The organism is Pseudomonas sp. TUM25319, from assembly GCF_056388475.1.
In genome coordinates, this window is the sequence record NZ_CM150751.1 from 5,961,033 (window position 1) to 5,978,130 (window position 17,098).

A 17,098-nucleotide genomic window follows, 5' to 3' on the forward strand; every position below is an offset into this window, starting at 1 on the left:
CCCATGGACACCCTGCAAAACATGCGTGCTTTCAGCTGTGTCGCGCAAGTCGGCAGTTTCACCGCCGCTGCCGTGCAGCTGGATACGACCACCGCGAACGTCTCGCGGGCGGTTTCCAACCTGGAAGCACACCTGCAAACCCGCCTGCTCAACCGCACCACCCGACGTATCGCCCTGACCGAGGCCGGCAAGCGCTACCTGATGCGTTGCGAGCAGATCCTCACCTATGTCGAGGAAGCCGAGGCCGAGGCCAGCGACGCCCATGCCCGCCCGGCCGGGCAACTGAAAGTGCATTCGATGACCGGCGTCGGCCAGCATTTCGTCATCGACGCCATCGCCCGCTACCGCCAGACCCACCCGGACGTCACCTTTGACCTGACCATGGCCAACCGCGTGCCAGACCTGCTGGACGAGGGTTACGACGTGTCCATCGTGCTCGCCAGCGAGCTGCCGGACTCCGGTTTCGTCTCCCAGCGTCTGGGCATCACCTACAGCATCGTCTGCGCCTCGCCCGAATACGTGGCGCTGCACGGCATCGCGCAGAAGCCGTCGGACCTGCTCAAGCACGCCTGCCTGCGCATGGTCAGCCCGGTGATTCCGCTGGAGAAATGGCTGTTCGACGGCCCGGAAGGCCAGGAAGTGGTGAACATCACCCAGGCGCCGTTCCAGGTGAACTCCGCCGATGCGATGAAGGCGGCGATCCGCAGTGGCATGGGCGTCGGCGTGCTGCCGATCTATTCGGCCATCGACGGCCTGCGCGACGGCACCCTGGTGCGGGTGATGCCGGAGTACCGCCTGCAGGAGCTGAACCTGTACGCGATCTACCCGTCGCGGCAGTACCTCGACGCCAAGATCAAGACCTGGGTCGAGTACCTGCGCAACTCCCTGCCGGAGATCCTCGCCGCCCACGAGGCCGACCTGAAGACCCACGAGTTGCGCGTGGCCACCTGAAATCTTGCTGCACAGGGGCGGCGGGGAATGATAGCGTGCTACCCATTCTCCCCCGCCCGCAGAGATTTCGCCGATGAAAAAGACCGTCCTTGCCTTCAGTCGCATTACCGCGCCGATGGTCGAACGCCTGTCGCAAGACTTCAATGTGATCGTCCCCAACCCGAAACTGGGCGACATCGCCGCCCAGTTCAACGAAGCCCTGCCCGAGGTCCACGGCCTGATCGGCGCCGGCCGCAAGCTGGGCCAGGCGCAACTGGAGCACGCGGCGAAGCTGGAAGTGGTGTCCAGCGTGTCGGTGGGCTACGACAACTATGACGTGGCCTACCTCACCGAGCGCGGCATCGCCCTGACCAACACCCCTGACGTGCTCACCGAAAGCACCGCCGACCTGGGCTTTGCCCTGATCATGAGCGCTGCCCGCCGCACCGCCGAGCTGGACGCCTGGACCAAGGCCGGCCAGTGGCAGGCCACCGTCGGCCCGGCGCACTTCGGCAGCGACGTGTTCGGCAAGACCCTGGGCATCGTTGGCCTGGGCAATATCGGCGCGGCCATCGCCCGGCGCGGACACCTGGGCTTCAACATGCCGGTGATCTACAGCGGCAACAGCCGCAAGCCAGCGCTGGAACAGGAACTGGGCGCGCGTTATGTGAGCCTGGAGCAACTGCTGGGAGAAGCCGACTTCGTCTGCCTGGTGGTGCCGCTCAGCGAAAAGACCCACCACCTGATCGGTGCCGAGCAGTTGAAGCAGATGAAGCGCAGTGCGTTCCTGATCAACATCTCCCGCGGTCCGGTGGTGGATGAAGCGGCGCTGGTGGACGCGCTGAAAGACGGCACGATTCGCGGTGCCGGGCTGGATGTGTACGAGAAAGAGCCGCTGAGCGAGTCGCCGCTGTTCGCGTTGAGCAATGCGGTGACCCTGCCCCACGTCGGTTCGGCGACTGCCGAGACCCGCGAGGCCATGGCCAACCGGGCGATCGACAACCTGCGGGCGGCGCTGCTGGGTGAGCGGCCGCGGGATTTGGTGAATCCGCAGGTCTGGAAGTAGTTTTCACGGGGGCCGCTTTGCGGCCCCAGACTCAACTACCTCAACACCACCTCAGCGTTCACCCGTTTGGCTCGCGCCTTCCTGAACACCAGCACATTCCCCGCCATCACCAGCACCAGCCCCATCAGCGCCGGCGCTGTCCACTGATACCCCTCCACCACCGCCGACACATTCAGCGCCACCAGCGGGAACAGCACGGTGCAATACGCCGCCCGCTCCGGCCCCATCCGCCCGACCAGCGTCAGGTAGGCGGTGAAGCCGATCACCGACCCCGGAATCACCAGGTACAACAGCGAACCGATGTACTGCACGCTCCAGTCCATGGCGAACGGAATCCCGCTGACCAGGCAGTAGCCCGCCAGCATCCCCGCACCATAGAGCATGCCCCAGGCATTGGTGGTCATCGGCCGCAGGCCGGCTTTCTGCTGCACGCTGGAGAGCATGTTGCCGGCGGAGAAACACAGGGTGCCGGCCAGCGCCAGGCCAAGACCCATCAGGGTTTCATGGCTGGCAGCCTGCCCGGCCAGCTCGGGCCAGAACAGCAGCCCCAGGCCGCACAACCCCAGCGCACCGCCGAGCAACACATTGGCGGCGATCTTCTGGCCGAAGAACATCCGCGCATTCAGGGCGTTCCACAGGGTGGCAGTGGAGAACACCACGGCAATCAGCCCGGTGGTCACCCACTGGCTGGCAGTCAGGAAGCACATGAAGTTGACGCAGAACAGGCACAGGCCCTGGGCCAGGCACACCAGATGCCCGCGCCGGTTCATCGGTTGCAGCTTGCGGGTGAGCAGCAGGATGGCGAACAGCACCAGCCCCGCCAGGGCAAAGCGCCAGACGATGGAAACCGGAATGGCGACCACGCCCAGTTGCAGTTTCAGGGCGATCCAGGTGGTGCCCCAGATCAGGACGGTGAGCAGGTACAGCGACAGGTTCATGGCAAGCCTCCCAAGGTGGCCGCCAGTGTCCGGCGCAGCTTGGTCGGTGCGCTTGCATAAACTTGCGCTTTTGTCGCCGCGCCCGCTGTCAGACCAATCCCACAGGCGTAGGATGGCCTCGGAGGTAGCCACCATGACCGCGCTCGATCAGCTACAAGTGTTCAAAGCCCTGCACGACTCGCCCCACGCCCGCCTGGAACACAGCGTGCAGCTCGGCGAGGGCATGGCTGCGGCGCTCTGGAGCAACCGCGACGATGCCCGGGACTACGACGCGCCGAGCCACCACACGCTGTCGTGCTACATCGCCGACGGCACCGGCACCCACCGCCGCGAACGCCCGGACCACAAGGGTGCGCCCGACAAGCTGTGCGTCATCCCCGCGGGCAGCCCGTCGAACTGGGTGATCAACGGCTGCATCCGCCTCGCGCACCTGTACATCAGCGAAGAGCAGTTCGCCCTGGGTTGCGTCACCCTGCTCGACCGGGAGCCGCGGGAATTGCAACTGCGCGAAGCGACCTTCCTCGACGACCCGCGCCAGGCGTTGCGCTTTCGCCAGCTTATCGGCATGAACTGGGACGAGCCCGGCGAACGCCTGCTGACCAGCAGCCTGGCCCACGAGATTCTCAGCCACGCGATCCTCAGCGAGGTCGGGCTGCGTGAGGGGTTGCGCCTCAAGGGCGGGCTGGCGGCGCACCAGCGGCGGCAACTGGCGGAGTACATCGACAACCATCTGGACCAGTCCATTGGCCTGGGCGAGCTGGCGGGGTTGTGCAGCCTGTCCGAATACCACTTTGCGCGGATGTTCCGCGAAAGCTTCGGCCTGCCGCCGCACCAGTACGTGCTGGCGCGGCGGTTGGCCAAGGCGCGGCAGTTGCTGGTCGGCGGCGACCTGCCGCTGGGCGAGGTGGCGCTTGCGTGCGGCTTTGCCAGTGCCAGCCATTTCAGCAACCGCTTCCGCCAGGCGCTGGGGGCGACGCCGGGGGCGTATCGGCAGGCGCTGCGCGGCTGAGCCGGCATCGCTCCTCACAGGCGGGCAGAAATCCATGTAGGAAACCTGAGTCCGCGCTGCATCTGACAGAACCGGGACTCAGGACTTACGACGGCTGCGCCGCCGATCGCGGATGAATCCGTTCCTACCTGGCGAATCAGAACTCCATCACAGGCAGGCAGAAATCCGTGTAGGAGTGGCTTCAGCCACGATTGGGCGCGAAGCGGCCATGAAACCTGAGTCCGCGCTGCATCTGGCAGAACCGGAACTCAGGACTTACGACGGCTGCGCCGCCGATCGCGGATGAATCCGCTCCTACCTGGCGAATCAGACTCCAACGTGCTCGACAGGCTCACAGGCAGGCAGAAATCCGTGTAGGAGTGGCTTCAGCCACGATTGGGCGCGAAGCGGCCATGAAACCTGAGTCCGCGCTGCATCTGGCAGAACCGGAACTCAGGACTTACGACGGCTGCGCCGCCGATCGCGGATGAATCCGTTCCTGCCTGGCGAATCAGAACTCCAGCGTGCTCGACAGGCTCACCTGCCGCGAATCCCCCATCGCCACGAAGTAACGGTTCACCGCCGAGGTGTAGTAGGTGCTGTCGAACAGGTTCTTCACGTTGAGCTGAAAACGCACCTTGTGCTCGTCCAGCCGGGTCTCGTAGCTAGCGAAGGCATCGGCGACGGTATACGCCGGCAGGTCGAAGCTGTTGGGCGCATCGCCCGCCCGCTCGCCCACATAGCGCGCTCCGGCGCCGACGCGCAGGCGGTCGCCGCCGAACACCGTGCCGAAGTCGTACACCGCCGACAGCGAGCCACTGTGCTTCGCCACATTCTGCAGGCGGTTGCCTTTGTAGTCCGGGTCCTTGGTCACCTCGGCATCGGTAAAGGCGTAGCTGCCAATCAGGTTCCAGCGCTCGCTCAACTGGCCGCTGACGTCCACTTCCACCCCGCGGGACTTCACTTCGCCGGCGGCGCTGTAGACGGTGTCGCCATTGCTGGCCAGAGTCGACACCAGCACGTTGCGCTTGGTGATATCGAACAGCGCCACGGTGGCACTGAGGCTGTCCGGCAGGTCGAGCTTGGCCCCGATCTCCCAGGACTTGCCCTCCTCCGGCGCGATGGCCGAGTCCAGCACCAGGCCGCCGGTCAACGGGGCGATGCTGGAGTTGGGTTTGAACGATTCGCTGTAGCTGCCGTAGAACGACAGCGTGTCATCGACCTGGTAGACCACGCCGGCATGAGGCGTCCAGGCCTGGTCGTTGTTGTCGGTGTTGGCCTTGAACGGACGGCCGCGGCCGGCGTACTGGTCGTAGGTCTGCCAGCGCGCGCCGGCCACCAGGATCCAGTGGTCTTCCAGGTGCAGCGAGTCCTGGAAGAACAGCGAGTCGTTGCGCAGCTTGTCGGTCTGGGCGCTGTCGCTGGCGCGCACGGTGGTGCCTTCGACTTCACGGCCATACACCGGGTTGACGTAGCTGAAGGTGCTGCGGCTGGTCTGGCGGATCAGGTCGGAGCGGTAGACCTTGCGGTACTCGCTGTCGATGCCGAACAGCAGGTCGTTGCGAAAGCCGGCGATATCCACCTTGCCGTCGAAGCTGAGGGTGGCGAAGCGGTCGGTGCTGATGGCGCCGTGGGTGCCGTCGATGCTGCGGGTCAGGGTGCCGCGGGCCGCGTTGACGCCGGTGACGCGGACCTGGCTGGCGTCGTAGGTTTCGCGGTTGAAGCTGTAGCCCAGGTGGGCTTTCCAGTCATCGGAGAACTGGTGGTCGATCTCCAGGCGGTACAGGTCCGAACGCCCTTCCATGTCGTTGAACGGCTCGTCCAGGCGCCGGTCGCGGGGGATGCTCAGCGGGTGGTTGGTGTTGGGGTCGATGGCCGTGCCACGGTCGAACGGGTAGAGAAACTCGCGGTGCTCGTAGGCCAGTTGTACCTGGGTGTTCTCGCCGTACCAGGCCAGCGACGGCGCCACCAGCGATTCGCGGTGGGTGCCGAAGTTGCGCCAGTAGTCTTCGTCTTCATGGTCCAGCACCAGCCGGTAGGCCAGGCCGCTGTCACCGATCGCGCCGGTACTGTCGAGGCCGCCTCCGCTGCCGTTCTTGCCTTCGCCGTAGGTCGAGCCGCGCAGGTTGATGGCGTTATAGCTCTGCAGTTGCGGACGTTTGCTGACCACGTTGATCACCCCGCCCGGATCCTGGATGCCGTACAGCAGCGAGGCCGGGCCCTTGAGCACTTCGACCCGCTCGGTGGTGGCGTTGAGGCTGCGGCCCTGCACGATGGGCATGCCGTCGCGCATGATCGAGCCGTCGCGGTTGTCACCAAAACCGCGCTTCATCACGGTGTCGGACGTGCCGCCAAAGTTGTTGCCCTGGGTGATGCCGCTGACGTTGTACAGGGCATCGTCGAGGTTGCGCGGGGTCTGGTCCTTGAGCACCTGCTCCGGCACCACGGCGATGGCGTGGGGGATCTCCATGCTCGACGCAGAGCCGCGCATGATCGAACTGGTTTCCGGCTGACGGTAGCTGCCCACGCCATCGCGCTGCGAGGACACGTTGGTGGTGTCCAGGTTGAGGGCGCCGTCATCGCGCGGCAGGGGTTCGAGGGTCAGGGTGCGGGCGTCGATGCGCCGGAAGCTGTAGCCGGAGTTGCCCAGCAGGCGCTGCAAGGCCTGCTCGGCGCTGAGGCGACCATTCAGGGCCGGCGCCTGCTGGTCGGGCAGCTCGACGGTGTAGACCACGCTCAGGCCGGTGACCCGGCTGAAATCGCTCAGGGCCTGGGGCAGCGGTTTGCCGGGCTGGGTGAACTCGAAGACCTGCTCGACCTGCTCGGCGGCGAACGCCGGCAGCGCGCTGGCAACCATCGCCCCCGCCGCCATCCCGATAGAAATGCTGTGAACCACCGCCGCCCTTGCGCTGAACTTCATGCCGATGAACCTGTGAGAGAACTGTCATGTATGCGAATCAATCGCACTTCCACTCTCTACACGGACGCCATCGCGGGATACCTCACCCGAAACCGAAAATATTTTTCAACGCAGCAAGGTCATCCGTCCGAGCAGGGTGTGGCGCTTGAATCCGGCCACCGCGCCAAGGGCGTCAAGGGCCGCCAGCGGGTCGTTGCTGGGAAAGCTGCCGCTGACCTTGCGCGCACCTAGGTCGTCGTCGAGCAGCATGATCCGCCCCGGGTAATAGCGGGCCAGATCGTCCACCACCTGGCTCAGCGGCGCCTGGTAGTAATTCAGCCAGCCCTGGCGCCAGGCCAGGCGGCTTTCGCTGTCGACGGCGTGGACCGTCCCTGCGCTGCCGTCGTGATAATCCACCTGCTGGCTGGCGCCGAGGACTTGCTGCGGCTGGCCGTCGGCGGCCGTCACCCCGACCCGCCCGGACAGCACCGTGACCTCGGCGCCCTGGGGCTGGCGACGCACTTCGAACTGGGTGCCCAGTACCTCGGTGCGCCCGCCGTCGGCCTCGACGATGAAGGGCTCGCCCGTGTGGCTGACCTGGAAGAACACCGCGCCGCGATGCAACGCGATACGCCGCTGGCCGTCGCTGAAATCGACATCGAGGGCGGTGTCGGCATCCAGCACCAGTTGCGAGTGGTCGGCCAGGGTCACCGTGCGGATCTGCCCGACCGGCGCCACGTAGTCCGCGCCCAGATCGCGCAGCCAGTCGCCCGGATGCCAGCCGGCGCCGACGCCGAGCAGCAACAGCACCGAGGCGGCCACGGCCAGGCCGCCGGCCCGCTTGCCGGCGCGCTGCCAGGAAGACACCGCCGGGCGATCCATGGCCCGCAGATACGCCTGCAGGGCGTCGTCTTCTTCCTGCGCCAGCCGGGCCGCCGGCGCTTCGCTGCGTTGCCACAGCGCTTGCGCCTCGCGATAGGCCTGGCCATGGGCCGGATCGGCCAGCAGCCAGCACTTGAACGCTGCACCTTCGGCCAGCGCCGGCTGCCCGCTGATGCGGGTCAGCCAGTCGAGGGCCGTCTGCTGCTGTTCGGTCGAAGGTGAGGCGTTCATCGCGGCGCGCTTCCTGGCTTGCGGGGCATGTCGGGCTCTGCGGCGATACTCGCCTTGCAGGCCTCGAGGGCGCGCATCATATGTTTTTCCACCGCACTTTGGGAAAGCTGCATGACCTTGGCGATCTCGCCGTAGGTGCGCCCATGGATGCGGTTGAGCAAGAAGATGTGCCGGGTACGCTCGGGCAACTCGCGCAGCGCCGCCTCGATGCGGCGCAGGTCGCTGTCGGCTTCGAGTGCGGCCTGGGGCTCGCTTTCCAGCGATTGCTGCAGCGGCTCGGGCAGGTTGTCGTTGACCCGCTCGCGGGCGCCTTCGCTGCGCAAATGGTCGATGGCGATATTGCCGGCGCAGCGCATCAGGTAGGTGTCGAGGGACTCCACGTCGCCCTGCGGCCGGCGCCAGAAGCGCAGGAACAGCTCCTGCACCAGGTCGGCCGCCGTAGCGCGGCAGCCAACCCGCCGGCTGACCAGGCTTTCCATGCGCGCGCGCTGGGCCAGGAACACCTGCAGGAAGCGGGCGCGGGCCGGGGCATCGGCGGGCGGCAGGTCGAGGGGTTCATTCATCGCGTCAGATCAGTCCCAGCGCGCTGAACGGCGCCATCACCAGGCTGACCAGCGCCAGGCCGAGCAGCCAGCGCGGCCGGTACGGCAAGGCGAACACCCACAGGCACAGCCCGCCCATCAGCACACCGAACAGCTCCACCAGGCCCATGGCCCAACCGCTGTGCTTCACCGCCGCCACCAGAGCCAGGGCCAGCAGCAGCCAGCCGACGATGCGCAGGCCGAGCAGATGCTCGGCGGCGGGTTTGCGCCCGAGCAGGTCACTGAAGTGTTTTTCCATCGCCAGGCACAGCGCCGCCGATCCGGCGAAGGCGAACAGGGCAATCGCCAGCATCAGTTGACCTCCGCTTCGAGCCTGGCCGCAGGCGCGGCCTTCGCCGCCTTGGGCGCACGCTTTGGCGCCTGCACCGGCGGGCGCAGCATCTTGCCGGCAGCCCAGGCCAGGAACAGGCCGCAGCCCAGGGCGGTGAGGTCGAAGCCGGCCATGGCCCAGTCACCGGCCGCCACGGAATGGTCGAGACCGGCCCCGGTGGTCAGGGCGTTGAGCAGCGGCAGGCCGGCGCAGGCCACGGCAGCCAGCGCCAGTTGCTCGCCCCAGGCCTTGCGACCGGGACGCAACAGGGCGTGAACCAGCGCCAGCAGCCAGACCCCGAAGAAGGCGTTGATCTCCCAGTCGGCACGCCCCGTCAGCGCCACCGGCAACAAACGGTTGGCCCAGAAGAACGCGGCGATGCCGAGGATCAGCCCGCTCATGCTGGCGATGTTCAGCACTTCCACCAGGCGCAATTCGAACGGTTGCACACCGCTCTTGGCGTGCTTGAGCTGGCGCTTGCCCAGCCACATGACCAGGCCGGTGCCGATCACCGCGGTGCCGGCCAGCCCGAAGAAGAAGTACAGCCAGCGCAGCAGCGGCCCGGCGAACTCGCCCATGTGCAAGCCATAGAAACCGCCGGCGATGGTGCTGGCGACGGACTCGGGCTGGGCGTTCCAGGCCAGGTCGCCGTCGGCAGCCTTGAAGCGCCAGCCGCTGCCGCGCTGCACGGCGATCCGGTCGGTACTGCGCGGGATCAGGCGCACTTCGGCATTGCGGTCGCCCGGTTGCTGGATGTCGATCCAGGTGACCTGGGTGCCGGGCGCCTGCTCCTGCACCCTGGCGTACAGGCTGGTGAGCGGCGGCAGGGGCAGGGCCTGGCCGGAGCGCTCGACGTTCTGCCGCGGGCCGAAGACATCGTTGAAGAAGCCCTGGGTGTCGTTGCCGTAACTGGCGAGGATGCCCGCCGGCATGACCATGTACATGAAGATCACCAGGCTGCTGTAGCTGATCATCAGGTGGAACGGCAGCACCAGCACGCCGATGGCGTTGTGGCCGTCGAGCCAGGAGCGCTGGCCCTTGCCGGGGCGGAAAGTGAAGAACTCCTTGAAGATCTTCTTGTGGGTGATGATCCCGCTCACCAGCCCCACCAGCATCATCAGCGCAGCGAAGGTGGCCAGCCAGCGGCCCCACGGATACGGCATCTCCAGTTCGAAGTGGAAGCGGTAGAAGAACGAGCCGCCGCGGCTTTCACGCGGGGTGATCTCGGTGCCGGTGCCGGTGGCGGGGTCGAGGGTCTTCTCGACGGTATCGCGGCGCCCTGCCCCGGCGGCGCGCCAGCCCACGTTCAGCGCCGGCTCGCGGGCACCGGGCAACTGGATGAACCAGCCGGCGGCATCGGCCGGGGCATGGCGCTGCAGGTAGTCCTGGGCCATGGCCAGGCTGGCCGTGCTGTCCTGGGCGCGCACCGGCACTTCCGGCTGGCTCCAGTGGCTGATCTCGTAGCGGAAATACGACAGGGTGCCGGTGAGGAAGATCGCGAACAGCAGCCAGCCGAAGATCAGCCCGGCCCAGGTGTGCAGCCAGGCCATCGCCTGGCGGAAGCCTTCTTTCATGAGTGGTTCACCCACCAGGTCAGTCCGTTGATGATCGCCAGCACGGCGCTAGGCGCCATGACCCCGAACCAGGCCAGCCAGGCGTTGCGCGCCGCGAACACCCAGATGAATGCCCCGAGGTAGAGCAGGAACGACAGCATGGTGCCGCTGAGCACCGCATCGACCCGACTCATGGGCAGCAGCAGGCTCAGGCACATGCTGGTCATCGCCGCCAGCAGGTAGCCGCCCAGCAGCGCCGCCAGGCAGCGGGAGGTCACGGCAAGGCGATAGCTCAGGGGCAGGCCGGCGGCTTTGCTTTTCATCGGGGGCGGGTCCGGGCAGGAAAGGCGGCTAATATAAATGATAAGGATTCTCACAATCAAAGCCCGTCTAACAGACCGCCAGTCAATGTCCGATTGCCGAAGGTCGGTTTTCGCCCATACAATGCGAACAATTCTTATTCTGTTGCGCATCCCGGCGCCGGAGTGTCCACGGTGCCCAGTGCTCCTACCGCCCTGTCTTCTTCGGTCGAAGGTCTCTACCACGATCACCACCATTGGCTGACCGGCTGGTTACGGCGGCGTCTTGGCTGCCCCGACGGTGCTGCAGACCTGGCCCAGGACACCTTCATGCGCCTGCTACAGGCCCGCGAAGCGCCGGCACCCGACGAGCCACGGGCCTTCCTCACCACCGTGGCCAAACGCGTGCTGTTCAACCACTACCGCCGCCAGGAACTGGAGCGCGCCTATTTGCAGGCGTTGGCGCAGTTGCCGGAAGAGGTGGCGCCCTCGGAAGAGCACCGGGCGATCATCTTCGACACCCTGCTGGAACTGGACCGCCTGCTCGACGGCCTGCCGCTGCAGGTCAAGCGCGCCTTCTTGCTGGCCCAGGTCGATGGCCTGACCTACAACGAAATCGCCGCGCAACTGGGCATTTCCCTGGCCACGGTCAAACGCCATCTGAACAAGGCCGCCATGCGCTGCTACTTCGCCCTGTGAACACCTCCAATCCCGCGTTTTCCCATCAGGTGGCCGAACAGGCCGTGCACTGGCTGATCGAGCTCCAGGGCGGCACGCTGGACCACCGTCAGCAACGGGCCATGGAGCGCTGGTTGCAGGCCAGCGAAGAGCATCGCCAGGCCTGGGCGCATATCCAGCGGGTCAACCAGCGCCTGAGCGGGCTGTCGTCGCCGCTGGCCCACGCCACCTTGCAGGCGCCGGCGTCTGCGGGTCGTCGCCGGGCGCTGAAGATGCTCCTGCTGCTGGGCGCCGGCAGTGTTGCCGGGCTCGGCTTGCAGGGCACCGGTGCGTTGCCGCCGCTGCTGGCCGATTACCGCAGCCCGCTGGGGCAGCGGCGGCAGATGCAGCTGGAGGATGGCAGCCGGTTGCACCTGAACACGGCCAGCGCCGCCGATGTGCGTTTCGATGCGGATCAGCGTCTGGTGCATCTGCTGGAAGGCGAGCTGCTGCTGAATGTCGCCAGCGACCGCCGACCGCTGCGGGTGCTGACCCACGACGGTTTGCTCGACCTGTCTGCCGGTCGCTTCAATGTCCGCCAGTGGACTGGGCACAGTGGCGTTGCCGTGTTCCAGGGCAGTGCCCGCCTGGCCGGTGCGGTGCTGGACAGCGGTCGTCAGGCCGCTTTCGACGCGGCGGGCTGGAGCGTGAGCAGGCCGCTGGACGCCAACAGCGGCGCCTGGGTCGACGGCATGCTGGTGGCAGCGCACATGCCGTTGGCCGACTTCCTCGACGAACTGGGGCGCTATCGCCGCGGCCAGCTCAACTGTGATCCGAAGATCGCGGGCTTGCTGGTGTCGGGCAGTTACCCACTGGCCGACAGCGAGCGGATTCTCGATCTGCTGGAAGTGGCGTTGCCGGTGCGGGTGAAGCGGTTTACGCGGTACTGGGTAAGCGTGGAAGGCCGGGCCTGATGGGTGATCTTTCGGGCCTCATCGCTGCGGTTCGGCGCCCCGACAAGCCACACAATGTCCGGGCCAGACTCAATACCTGTGTGGCCTTGCCAACGATGAGGCCCGGAATAACACCTCAAAACTATTTTCAACTTCAGTGAGCCGTTTTCCCCACCTCGCGTGACAGAGAAGACAGAACCCTTCCGCCCTGACTTCTCAAGGATCCTGCAATGCCCTTTCGCCCGAGCCCCATTGCCCTCGCCCTGCTGCTGACCTTCGGCACCCTCGCTGCGGTCCAGGCTGCCGACCTGCCGGCACGCAGCTACCACATAGCGCCCATGCCGCTGGAAAGCGCGCTGAACCAGTTTGGCCGGGAAAGCGGTGTGCTGATCAGCTTCGGCTCGCAGGTGACCCAGGGCCTGCAAAGCCAGGGCCTGAGCGGCGACTTCACCCCGGCGCAAGCCCTCGCCGCCCTGCTCCAGGGCACCGGCCTGCAGGCCCGCGCCGAAGGCGACAACGCATTCAGCCTGCAACCGGTGAGCACGGCGGCCAACGCGCCGATCGAGCTGAGCGCCTCCAGTGTGGTGGGTGACTGGCTGGGCGATGCCGACCAGGACAACGTCTTCGAACACCCCGGCGCCCGCGACGTGATCCGCCGCGAAGAATTCGAACGCACCGGCGCCAGCAGCGCGCGGGAGGTGCTCAATCGCATCCCCGGCGTCAACGCGCCGGAAAACAACGGCACCGGCAGCCATGACCTGGCGCTGAACTTCGGCATCCGCGGCCTCAACCCGCGCCTGGCCTCGCGCTCGACAGTGCTGATGGACGGTATCCCGGTGCCTTTCGCCCCCTACGGCCAGCCGCAGCTCTCCTTCGCCCCGATCAGCCTGGGCAACATGGACGCGGTGGATGTGGTACGCGGCGGCGGCGCGGTGCGCTACGGGCCGCAGAACGTCGGCGGCATCGTCAACTTCGTGACCCGGGCCATCCCCGACGAGCCGACGGTCAAGGCCGGCCTGCAGACCCAGGTCAGCCCGTCGTCCAGCCAGGACGGCTTCAAGAACAGCGGCAACCTGATGGTCGGCGGCACCGCCGACAATGGCCTGGGCGGCGCCCTGCTCTACTCCGGCACCCGTGGCAGCGACTGGCGCGAGCACAGCGACACGCAGATCGACGACCTGATCCTCAAGGGCAAATTCCAGATCGACGAGGCCAACAGCCTGCACGCCATGGCCCAGTACTACGAGGGCGAGGCGCAGATGCCCGGCGGCCTGAGCGTGGCTGACTACGACGCCGACCCGTACCAGTCGACCCGCCTGCAGGACGAGTTCTGGGGCCGCCGCACGATGTTCAACGCCGGCTACGACTACAAGGACGGCGAGCGCCAGTTCAGCGTCAACAGCTTCTTCACCAAGACCCTGCGCAGCGGCTACCTGCGCCAGGGCTCGTCGATTTCGCTGTCGCCTCGCGAGTATTGGGTACGCGGCATCGAGACCCGCTTCACCCAGGGCTTCGCGCTGGGCGAGAGCCACCACGAAGTGGGCCTGGGCTACCGCTACGTCAACGAAGCCGGCCACGAACTGCGCTTCATGGAGGCGGTGAGCGCCAACCGCCTGCCGACCACCGCCAGCCGCAATGACCGCGACACCCGTGGTGCCACCGAAGCCCATGCGCTGTTCCTCGATGACCGCATCGACATCGGCCAGTGGACCCTCACTCCCGGCATCCGCTACGAGATGATCGACTCGCGGCAGAACAACAACCTCACCGGCAAGGACTACCAGGGCAGCTACAACACCGCCCTGCCGGCGCTGAACGTGATGTATCACCTGAGCGACAGCTGGAACCTCTACGCCAACACCGAAGGTTCGTTCGGCAGCGTGCAATACAGCCAGATGCCCAACCGGGTCGACCAGGGCGAAGTGAAGCCGGATAAGGCGCGGACCTGGGAAGTCGGTACCCGTTACGATAACGGCTACTTGCAGGCAGAAGCCGGCCTGTTCCTCATCAACTTCGACAACCAGTACGAAAGCAACCAGACCAACGACAGCGTCATCGCCCGTGGCGAAACCCGCCATCAGGGCATCGAGACCAGCGTGAAATACGCCCTCGACGACCTCAGCCCGGCACTGGCCGGATTCGACGTGTACGCCAGCTACGCCTTCGTTGATGCGACCATCCGCGAAGACGGCGCCAACGAGGGCAACCGCGTGCCGTTCTCGTCGCGGCACAAGGGCACGCTTGGCGTGGGATACACCGAGGGTCCGTGGAAGCTGAACCTGGACAGCACGTACCAGAGCGACCAGTTCGCCGACAACGCCAATACCTCGGCAGAAAGCGCCGACGGCAGCACCGGACGGATCCCCGGCTACATGCTGTTCAGCAGCCGTGCGGCATACGACTTCGGTCCGCAGTTGTCGAACCTGAACGTGGCAGTCGGGGTGAAGAACATCTTCAATCGCGAGTACTTCACCCGGTCGTTCGATGACAACAACAAGGGCAAGTATGTGGGTGAGCCAAGGACGGTCTACCTGCAGACGTCCGTGGCGTTCTGAGGACTGATCGCTGGCAAGCGGAGCACCGCTTGCCAGCGATGACTAGCGGCTATGCAAGTTATCTACCGGATCCTAACCCTATTCTTCACCCCACTTGAAACAAAATATTTTTATTTTTTAGGGGGTTGAATTGTTCGGCGAAGTGCCTGACCTTGTAGTCAAGAGGCAGCGATTCCCACAGAGCGAAACGCTCATGGTCGGCCTCTTGCGAGCTAGCTGAATAAGGATTGGAACCATGCAAATCCAGGTCAACAGCGACAACCATATTCAAGGCAACATCCGGCTGAACGAGTGGGTACGCAGCACGGTAGAAAGCACGCTGGAACGCTACGAAGAGGACCTCACCCGCGTCGAAGTCCACATGCGCGACGAGAACGGCGACAAGCCAGGCCCGCATGACAAACGCTGCCAGATGGAGGCACGCCCAAAAGGCCATCAACCGATTTCCGTCAGCCACAAGGCCGCCTCCCTGGAGCAGGCCGTTGAAGGCGCCGCAGAAAAACTGAGCCACGCGCTGGAACACCACTACGGCAAGCTGCGCAGCAAACGCGCCGTCACCCAGCCGTACACCAGCGCCAACGATGCCGACGGGCTGCTGCAGGAAGAATTCCTGGAAAACGAACAGGCCCGACTGGGCTGAAGACAACGCTGCAACGCAGACGGTAAGCGAAGCCCCTGGCCCTCGGGTCAGGGGCTTCGTTTTTTGCGATCGCCGTCACCCCACGCAACCTGCCACCCGGCCCGACCTTTGCAACCTGATCTGAACTACCCGTCCCGAGGCCAGTCAATCGATGCAGGTCATTTGCCAGGTGAGCACCATGCACAATCCTTTTCAGCAGATCAGCGCCGCCTTCTCGGCGCAGTACCGGGTCAACCTGAGTATCGAGCGGCTGGACGGCAGCATCATGCTGACCCTCTCCAACGAAACCGGCGGTGTCGTCGCCAAGCGCCTGATCAGCCCGGCCCAGCGCAACGACCCGCAGCGCCTTGATCGCCTGATCGACAGCGTGCGTTTCGGCATCGCCATCGAGCAGGGTCACAGCGCCATGGACATTCTTGCAGCCATGACCGAAGACAGTGCACGCCAAAGCAGGCGTGACAATCGCTGGGGCAACGCCGCTACGCGCCACTAGTCAGCCTTCCGCAACGGCCGTTGCCCAGAGATCGGTGAAGCCCTGTGAACCTACAGGCTCCCCTGCACTGTCGCGGCAATGTCTGCCGGCACCCAGGCCTTCCACACCTGCGGCTGCTCGCGCAGGAACGCCAATGCAACCGCGCGAGGTTGTGAGCGTTTTTCCGCCATGCGCGCGAGAGTGCTGTTCAACAGGTCGATGGGCAGATCGACCTTCTCGAAGAACGCCACCAGCTCCGGATACTGCGCGCGGAACGGCGCCGACACGCCGATCGCCAGCCGCGCGGGCATCGAGCGCGAGCCTTTCGGGTTGGGGTGACTGGCGTTGGACAGGGTTTTCCAGGCCTCTGCATCGAACGGCGGCTCTTCCAGCTTCACCAGCTTGTAGCGGCCCAGCAGCGGAGTCGGCGACCAGTAGTAGAACAACACCGGCTTGCCACGGCGGATCGAGGTGGCGACCTCGGCATCCAGCGCCGCGCCGGAGCCGGTGCGGAAGTTGACGTAGCTGTCGGTAAGGCCATAGGCCTTGAGCTTCTGGCTGTTGACGATCTCCGAGGTCCAGCCGGTGGGGCTGTTGAGGAAGCGGCCCTTGTCCGGCGATTCCGGGTCTTTGAAGACATGGGCATAGCGCGGCAGGTCGCTTACCGATTTCAGCTCCGGCGCGAGCGCCGCGATGCCGCGCTCGGGATCGCCCTTGATGACGAATTCCGGCACCCACCAGCCTTCGCTAGCGCCCTTCACGGTGTCGCCGAGGCCGAATACCTTGCCTTCGCTTTCAGCCTTGACCCAGGCCGGGCTGCGGCCGGCCCATTCTTCGCCGATCACCTGGATATCGTTTTTCGCCAGGGCCGCTTCCAGGCTCACCGTGCTGCCCGGCAGGGTGTCGGTGGGATAGCCGTAGCCCTTTTCAACGATGATTCGCAGCAGCTCGGTGATCAGGCTGCCGCTTTCCCAGGTGATGTCGCCGAAGTGGATGGGCTGTGGTTTGTCGGCGGCGTGGGTGAACATGGAAAAGGCCAGCAACGAGCCGGCCAGGAGGGTTTTCAGGGGTTTCATGAAGTACCTCGGGGGTCGAGGGGACCGCTGTGCGGCCCCTTGAAGGG

The 17,098-nt window shown here is 65.7% G+C and carries 16 protein-coding genes; 8 read left to right on the forward strand and 8 right to left on the reverse strand.

What is annotated here, in order from left to right; genetic code table 11:
• The first annotated feature begins 3 nt into the window (after positions 1-3).
• Entirely contained in the window at positions 4-951 is a 948-nt protein-coding gene (locus AC05QJ_RS26890) for a LysR family transcriptional regulator (protein ID WP_476744256.1), read from the forward strand.
• A gap of 73 nt (positions 952-1,024) precedes the next feature.
• Positions 1,025-1,996: a 2-hydroxyacid dehydrogenase gene (locus AC05QJ_RS26895; RefSeq protein WP_476744257.1), complete on the forward strand. Its 972-nt coding sequence runs from the start codon at positions 1,025-1,027 to the stop codon at positions 1,994-1,996.
• Between the two features lie 35 nt (positions 1,997-2,031).
• On the opposite strand, the gene AC05QJ_RS26900 is transcribed toward AC05QJ_RS26895, so the two are convergent.
• Positions 2,032-2,934 carry a DMT family transporter gene (locus AC05QJ_RS26900; RefSeq protein ID WP_476744258.1) on the reverse strand — a complete coding sequence of 301 codons (903 nt, stop codon included), beginning with the start codon at positions 2,932-2,934 and terminating at the stop codon, positions 2,032-2,034.
• Positions 2,935-3,067: 133 nt separating this feature from the next.
• Between AC05QJ_RS26900 and AC05QJ_RS26905 the strand changes: the two genes are divergently transcribed.
• Positions 3,068-3,943 (forward strand): helix-turn-helix domain-containing protein, encoded by an 876-nt coding sequence (locus AC05QJ_RS26905; protein WP_476744259.1) that lies wholly within the window; start codon positions 3,068-3,070, stop codon positions 3,941-3,943.
• A 490-nt stretch (positions 3,944-4,433) separates the two neighbouring features.
• Here the strand turns inward: AC05QJ_RS26905 and AC05QJ_RS26910 are convergent, their stop codons facing one another.
• The 6 genes from AC05QJ_RS26910 to AC05QJ_RS26935 form a co-directional block, all read right to left on the reverse strand.
• Complete coding sequence (locus AC05QJ_RS26910; RefSeq protein ID WP_476744260.1) at positions 4,434-6,842, reverse strand: TonB-dependent siderophore receptor; 2,409 nt, start codon at positions 6,840-6,842, stop codon at positions 4,434-4,436.
• Positions 6,843-6,947: 105 nt separating this feature from the next.
• Positions 6,948-7,934, reverse strand: a complete 987-nt coding sequence (locus AC05QJ_RS26915) for a FecR family protein (RefSeq protein ID WP_476744261.1) — start codon at positions 7,932-7,934, stop codon at positions 6,948-6,950.
• Positions 7,931-8,497 (reverse strand): RNA polymerase sigma factor, encoded by a 567-nt coding sequence (locus AC05QJ_RS26920; RefSeq protein WP_476744263.1) that lies wholly within the window; start codon positions 8,495-8,497, stop codon positions 7,931-7,933. The genes AC05QJ_RS26915 and AC05QJ_RS26920 overlap by 4 nt, the downstream gene beginning before the upstream one ends.
• 4 nt (positions 8,498-8,501) lie before the next feature.
• Complete coding sequence (locus tag AC05QJ_RS26925) at positions 8,502-8,828, reverse strand: DUF3325 domain-containing protein (RefSeq protein WP_476744264.1); 327 nt, start codon at positions 8,826-8,828, stop codon at positions 8,502-8,504.
• The gene (locus AC05QJ_RS26930; RefSeq protein WP_476748017.1) at positions 8,828-10,420 is read right to left on the reverse strand and encodes a PepSY-associated TM helix domain-containing protein; all 1,593 of its coding nucleotides are present in this window, start codon (positions 10,418-10,420) and stop codon (positions 8,828-8,830) included. Before AC05QJ_RS26930 ends, AC05QJ_RS26925 begins: the two co-directional genes overlap by 1 nt.
• Entirely contained in the window at positions 10,417-10,722 is a 306-nt protein-coding gene (locus AC05QJ_RS26935) for a DUF3649 domain-containing protein (RefSeq protein ID WP_476744265.1), read from the reverse strand. The genes AC05QJ_RS26930 and AC05QJ_RS26935 overlap by 4 nt, the downstream gene beginning before the upstream one ends.
• 171 nt (positions 10,723-10,893) lie before the next feature.
• Between AC05QJ_RS26935 and AC05QJ_RS26940 the strand changes: the two genes are divergently transcribed.
• From AC05QJ_RS26940 to AC05QJ_RS26960, 5 genes are all read left to right on the forward strand, one after another.
• A complete protein-coding gene (locus tag AC05QJ_RS26940) occupies positions 10,894-11,397 on the forward strand; it encodes a sigma-70 family RNA polymerase sigma factor (RefSeq protein WP_476744266.1) in 504 nt (167 codons plus the stop codon).
• Entirely contained in the window at positions 11,394-12,329 is a 936-nt protein-coding gene (locus AC05QJ_RS26945) for a FecR domain-containing protein (protein ID WP_476744267.1), read from the forward strand. Before AC05QJ_RS26940 ends, AC05QJ_RS26945 begins: the two co-directional genes overlap by 4 nt.
• Positions 12,330-12,538: 209 nt before the next feature.
• A complete protein-coding gene (fecA, locus tag AC05QJ_RS26950) occupies positions 12,539-14,863 on the forward strand; it encodes a TonB-dependent Fe(3+) dicitrate receptor FecA (protein WP_476744268.1) in 2,325 nt (774 codons plus the stop codon).
• Positions 14,864-15,098: 235 nt separating this feature from the next.
• A complete protein-coding gene (locus AC05QJ_RS26955) occupies positions 15,099-15,503 on the forward strand; it encodes an HPF/RaiA family ribosome-associated protein (protein WP_476744269.1) in 405 nt (134 codons plus the stop codon).
• Between the two features lie 178 nt (positions 15,504-15,681).
• Entirely contained in the window at positions 15,682-15,996 is a 315-nt protein-coding gene (locus AC05QJ_RS26960) for a DUF3509 domain-containing protein (protein ID WP_476744270.1), read from the forward strand.
• Between the two features lie 50 nt (positions 15,997-16,046).
• Here the strand turns inward: AC05QJ_RS26960 and AC05QJ_RS26965 are convergent, their stop codons facing one another.
• Positions 16,047-17,051: an ABC transporter substrate-binding protein gene (locus AC05QJ_RS26965; protein WP_476744271.1), complete on the reverse strand. Its 1,005-nt coding sequence runs from the start codon at positions 17,049-17,051 to the stop codon at positions 16,047-16,049.
• Between the last annotated feature and the right edge of the window lie 47 nt (positions 17,052-17,098).

Coding starts and splice junctions, on each gene's coding strand:
- fecA (WP_476744268.1), top strand. CDS start 12,539: ATGCCCTTTCGCCCGAGCCCCATTGCCCTCGCCCTGCTGCTGACCTTC.
- AC05QJ_RS26910 (WP_476744260.1), bottom strand. CDS start 6,842: ATGAAGTTCAGCGCAAGGGCGGCGGTGGTTCACAGCATTTCTATCGGG.
- AC05QJ_RS26925 (WP_476744264.1), bottom strand. CDS start 8,828: ATGCTGGCGATTGCCCTGTTCGCCTTCGCCGGATCGGCGGCGCTGTGC.
- AC05QJ_RS26900 (WP_476744258.1), bottom strand. CDS start 2,934: ATGAACCTGTCGCTGTACCTGCTCACCGTCCTGATCTGGGGCACCACC.
- AC05QJ_RS26915 (WP_476744261.1), bottom strand. CDS start 7,934: ATGAACGCCTCACCTTCGACCGAACAGCAGCAGACGGCCCTCGACTGG.
- AC05QJ_RS26905 (WP_476744259.1), top strand. CDS start 3,068: ATGACCGCGCTCGATCAGCTACAAGTGTTCAAAGCCCTGCACGACTCG.
- AC05QJ_RS26955 (WP_476744269.1), top strand. CDS start 15,099: ATGCAAATCCAGGTCAACAGCGACAACCATATTCAAGGCAACATCCGG.
- AC05QJ_RS26930 (WP_476748017.1), bottom strand. CDS start 10,420: ATGAAAGAAGGCTTCCGCCAGGCGATGGCCTGGCTGCACACCTGGGCC.
- AC05QJ_RS26895 (WP_476744257.1), top strand. CDS start 1,025: ATGAAAAAGACCGTCCTTGCCTTCAGTCGCATTACCGCGCCGATGGTC.
- AC05QJ_RS26935 (WP_476744265.1), bottom strand. CDS start 10,722: ATGAAAAGCAAAGCCGCCGGCCTGCCCCTGAGCTATCGCCTTGCCGTG.
- AC05QJ_RS26920 (WP_476744263.1), bottom strand. CDS start 8,497: ATGAATGAACCCCTCGACCTGCCGCCCGCCGATGCCCCGGCCCGCGCC.
- AC05QJ_RS26960 (WP_476744270.1), top strand. CDS start 15,682: ATGCACAATCCTTTTCAGCAGATCAGCGCCGCCTTCTCGGCGCAGTAC.
- AC05QJ_RS26965 (WP_476744271.1), bottom strand. CDS start 17,051: ATGAAACCCCTGAAAACCCTCCTGGCCGGCTCGTTGCTGGCCTTTTCC.
- AC05QJ_RS26890 (WP_476744256.1), top strand. CDS start 4: ATGGACACCCTGCAAAACATGCGTGCTTTCAGCTGTGTCGCGCAAGTC.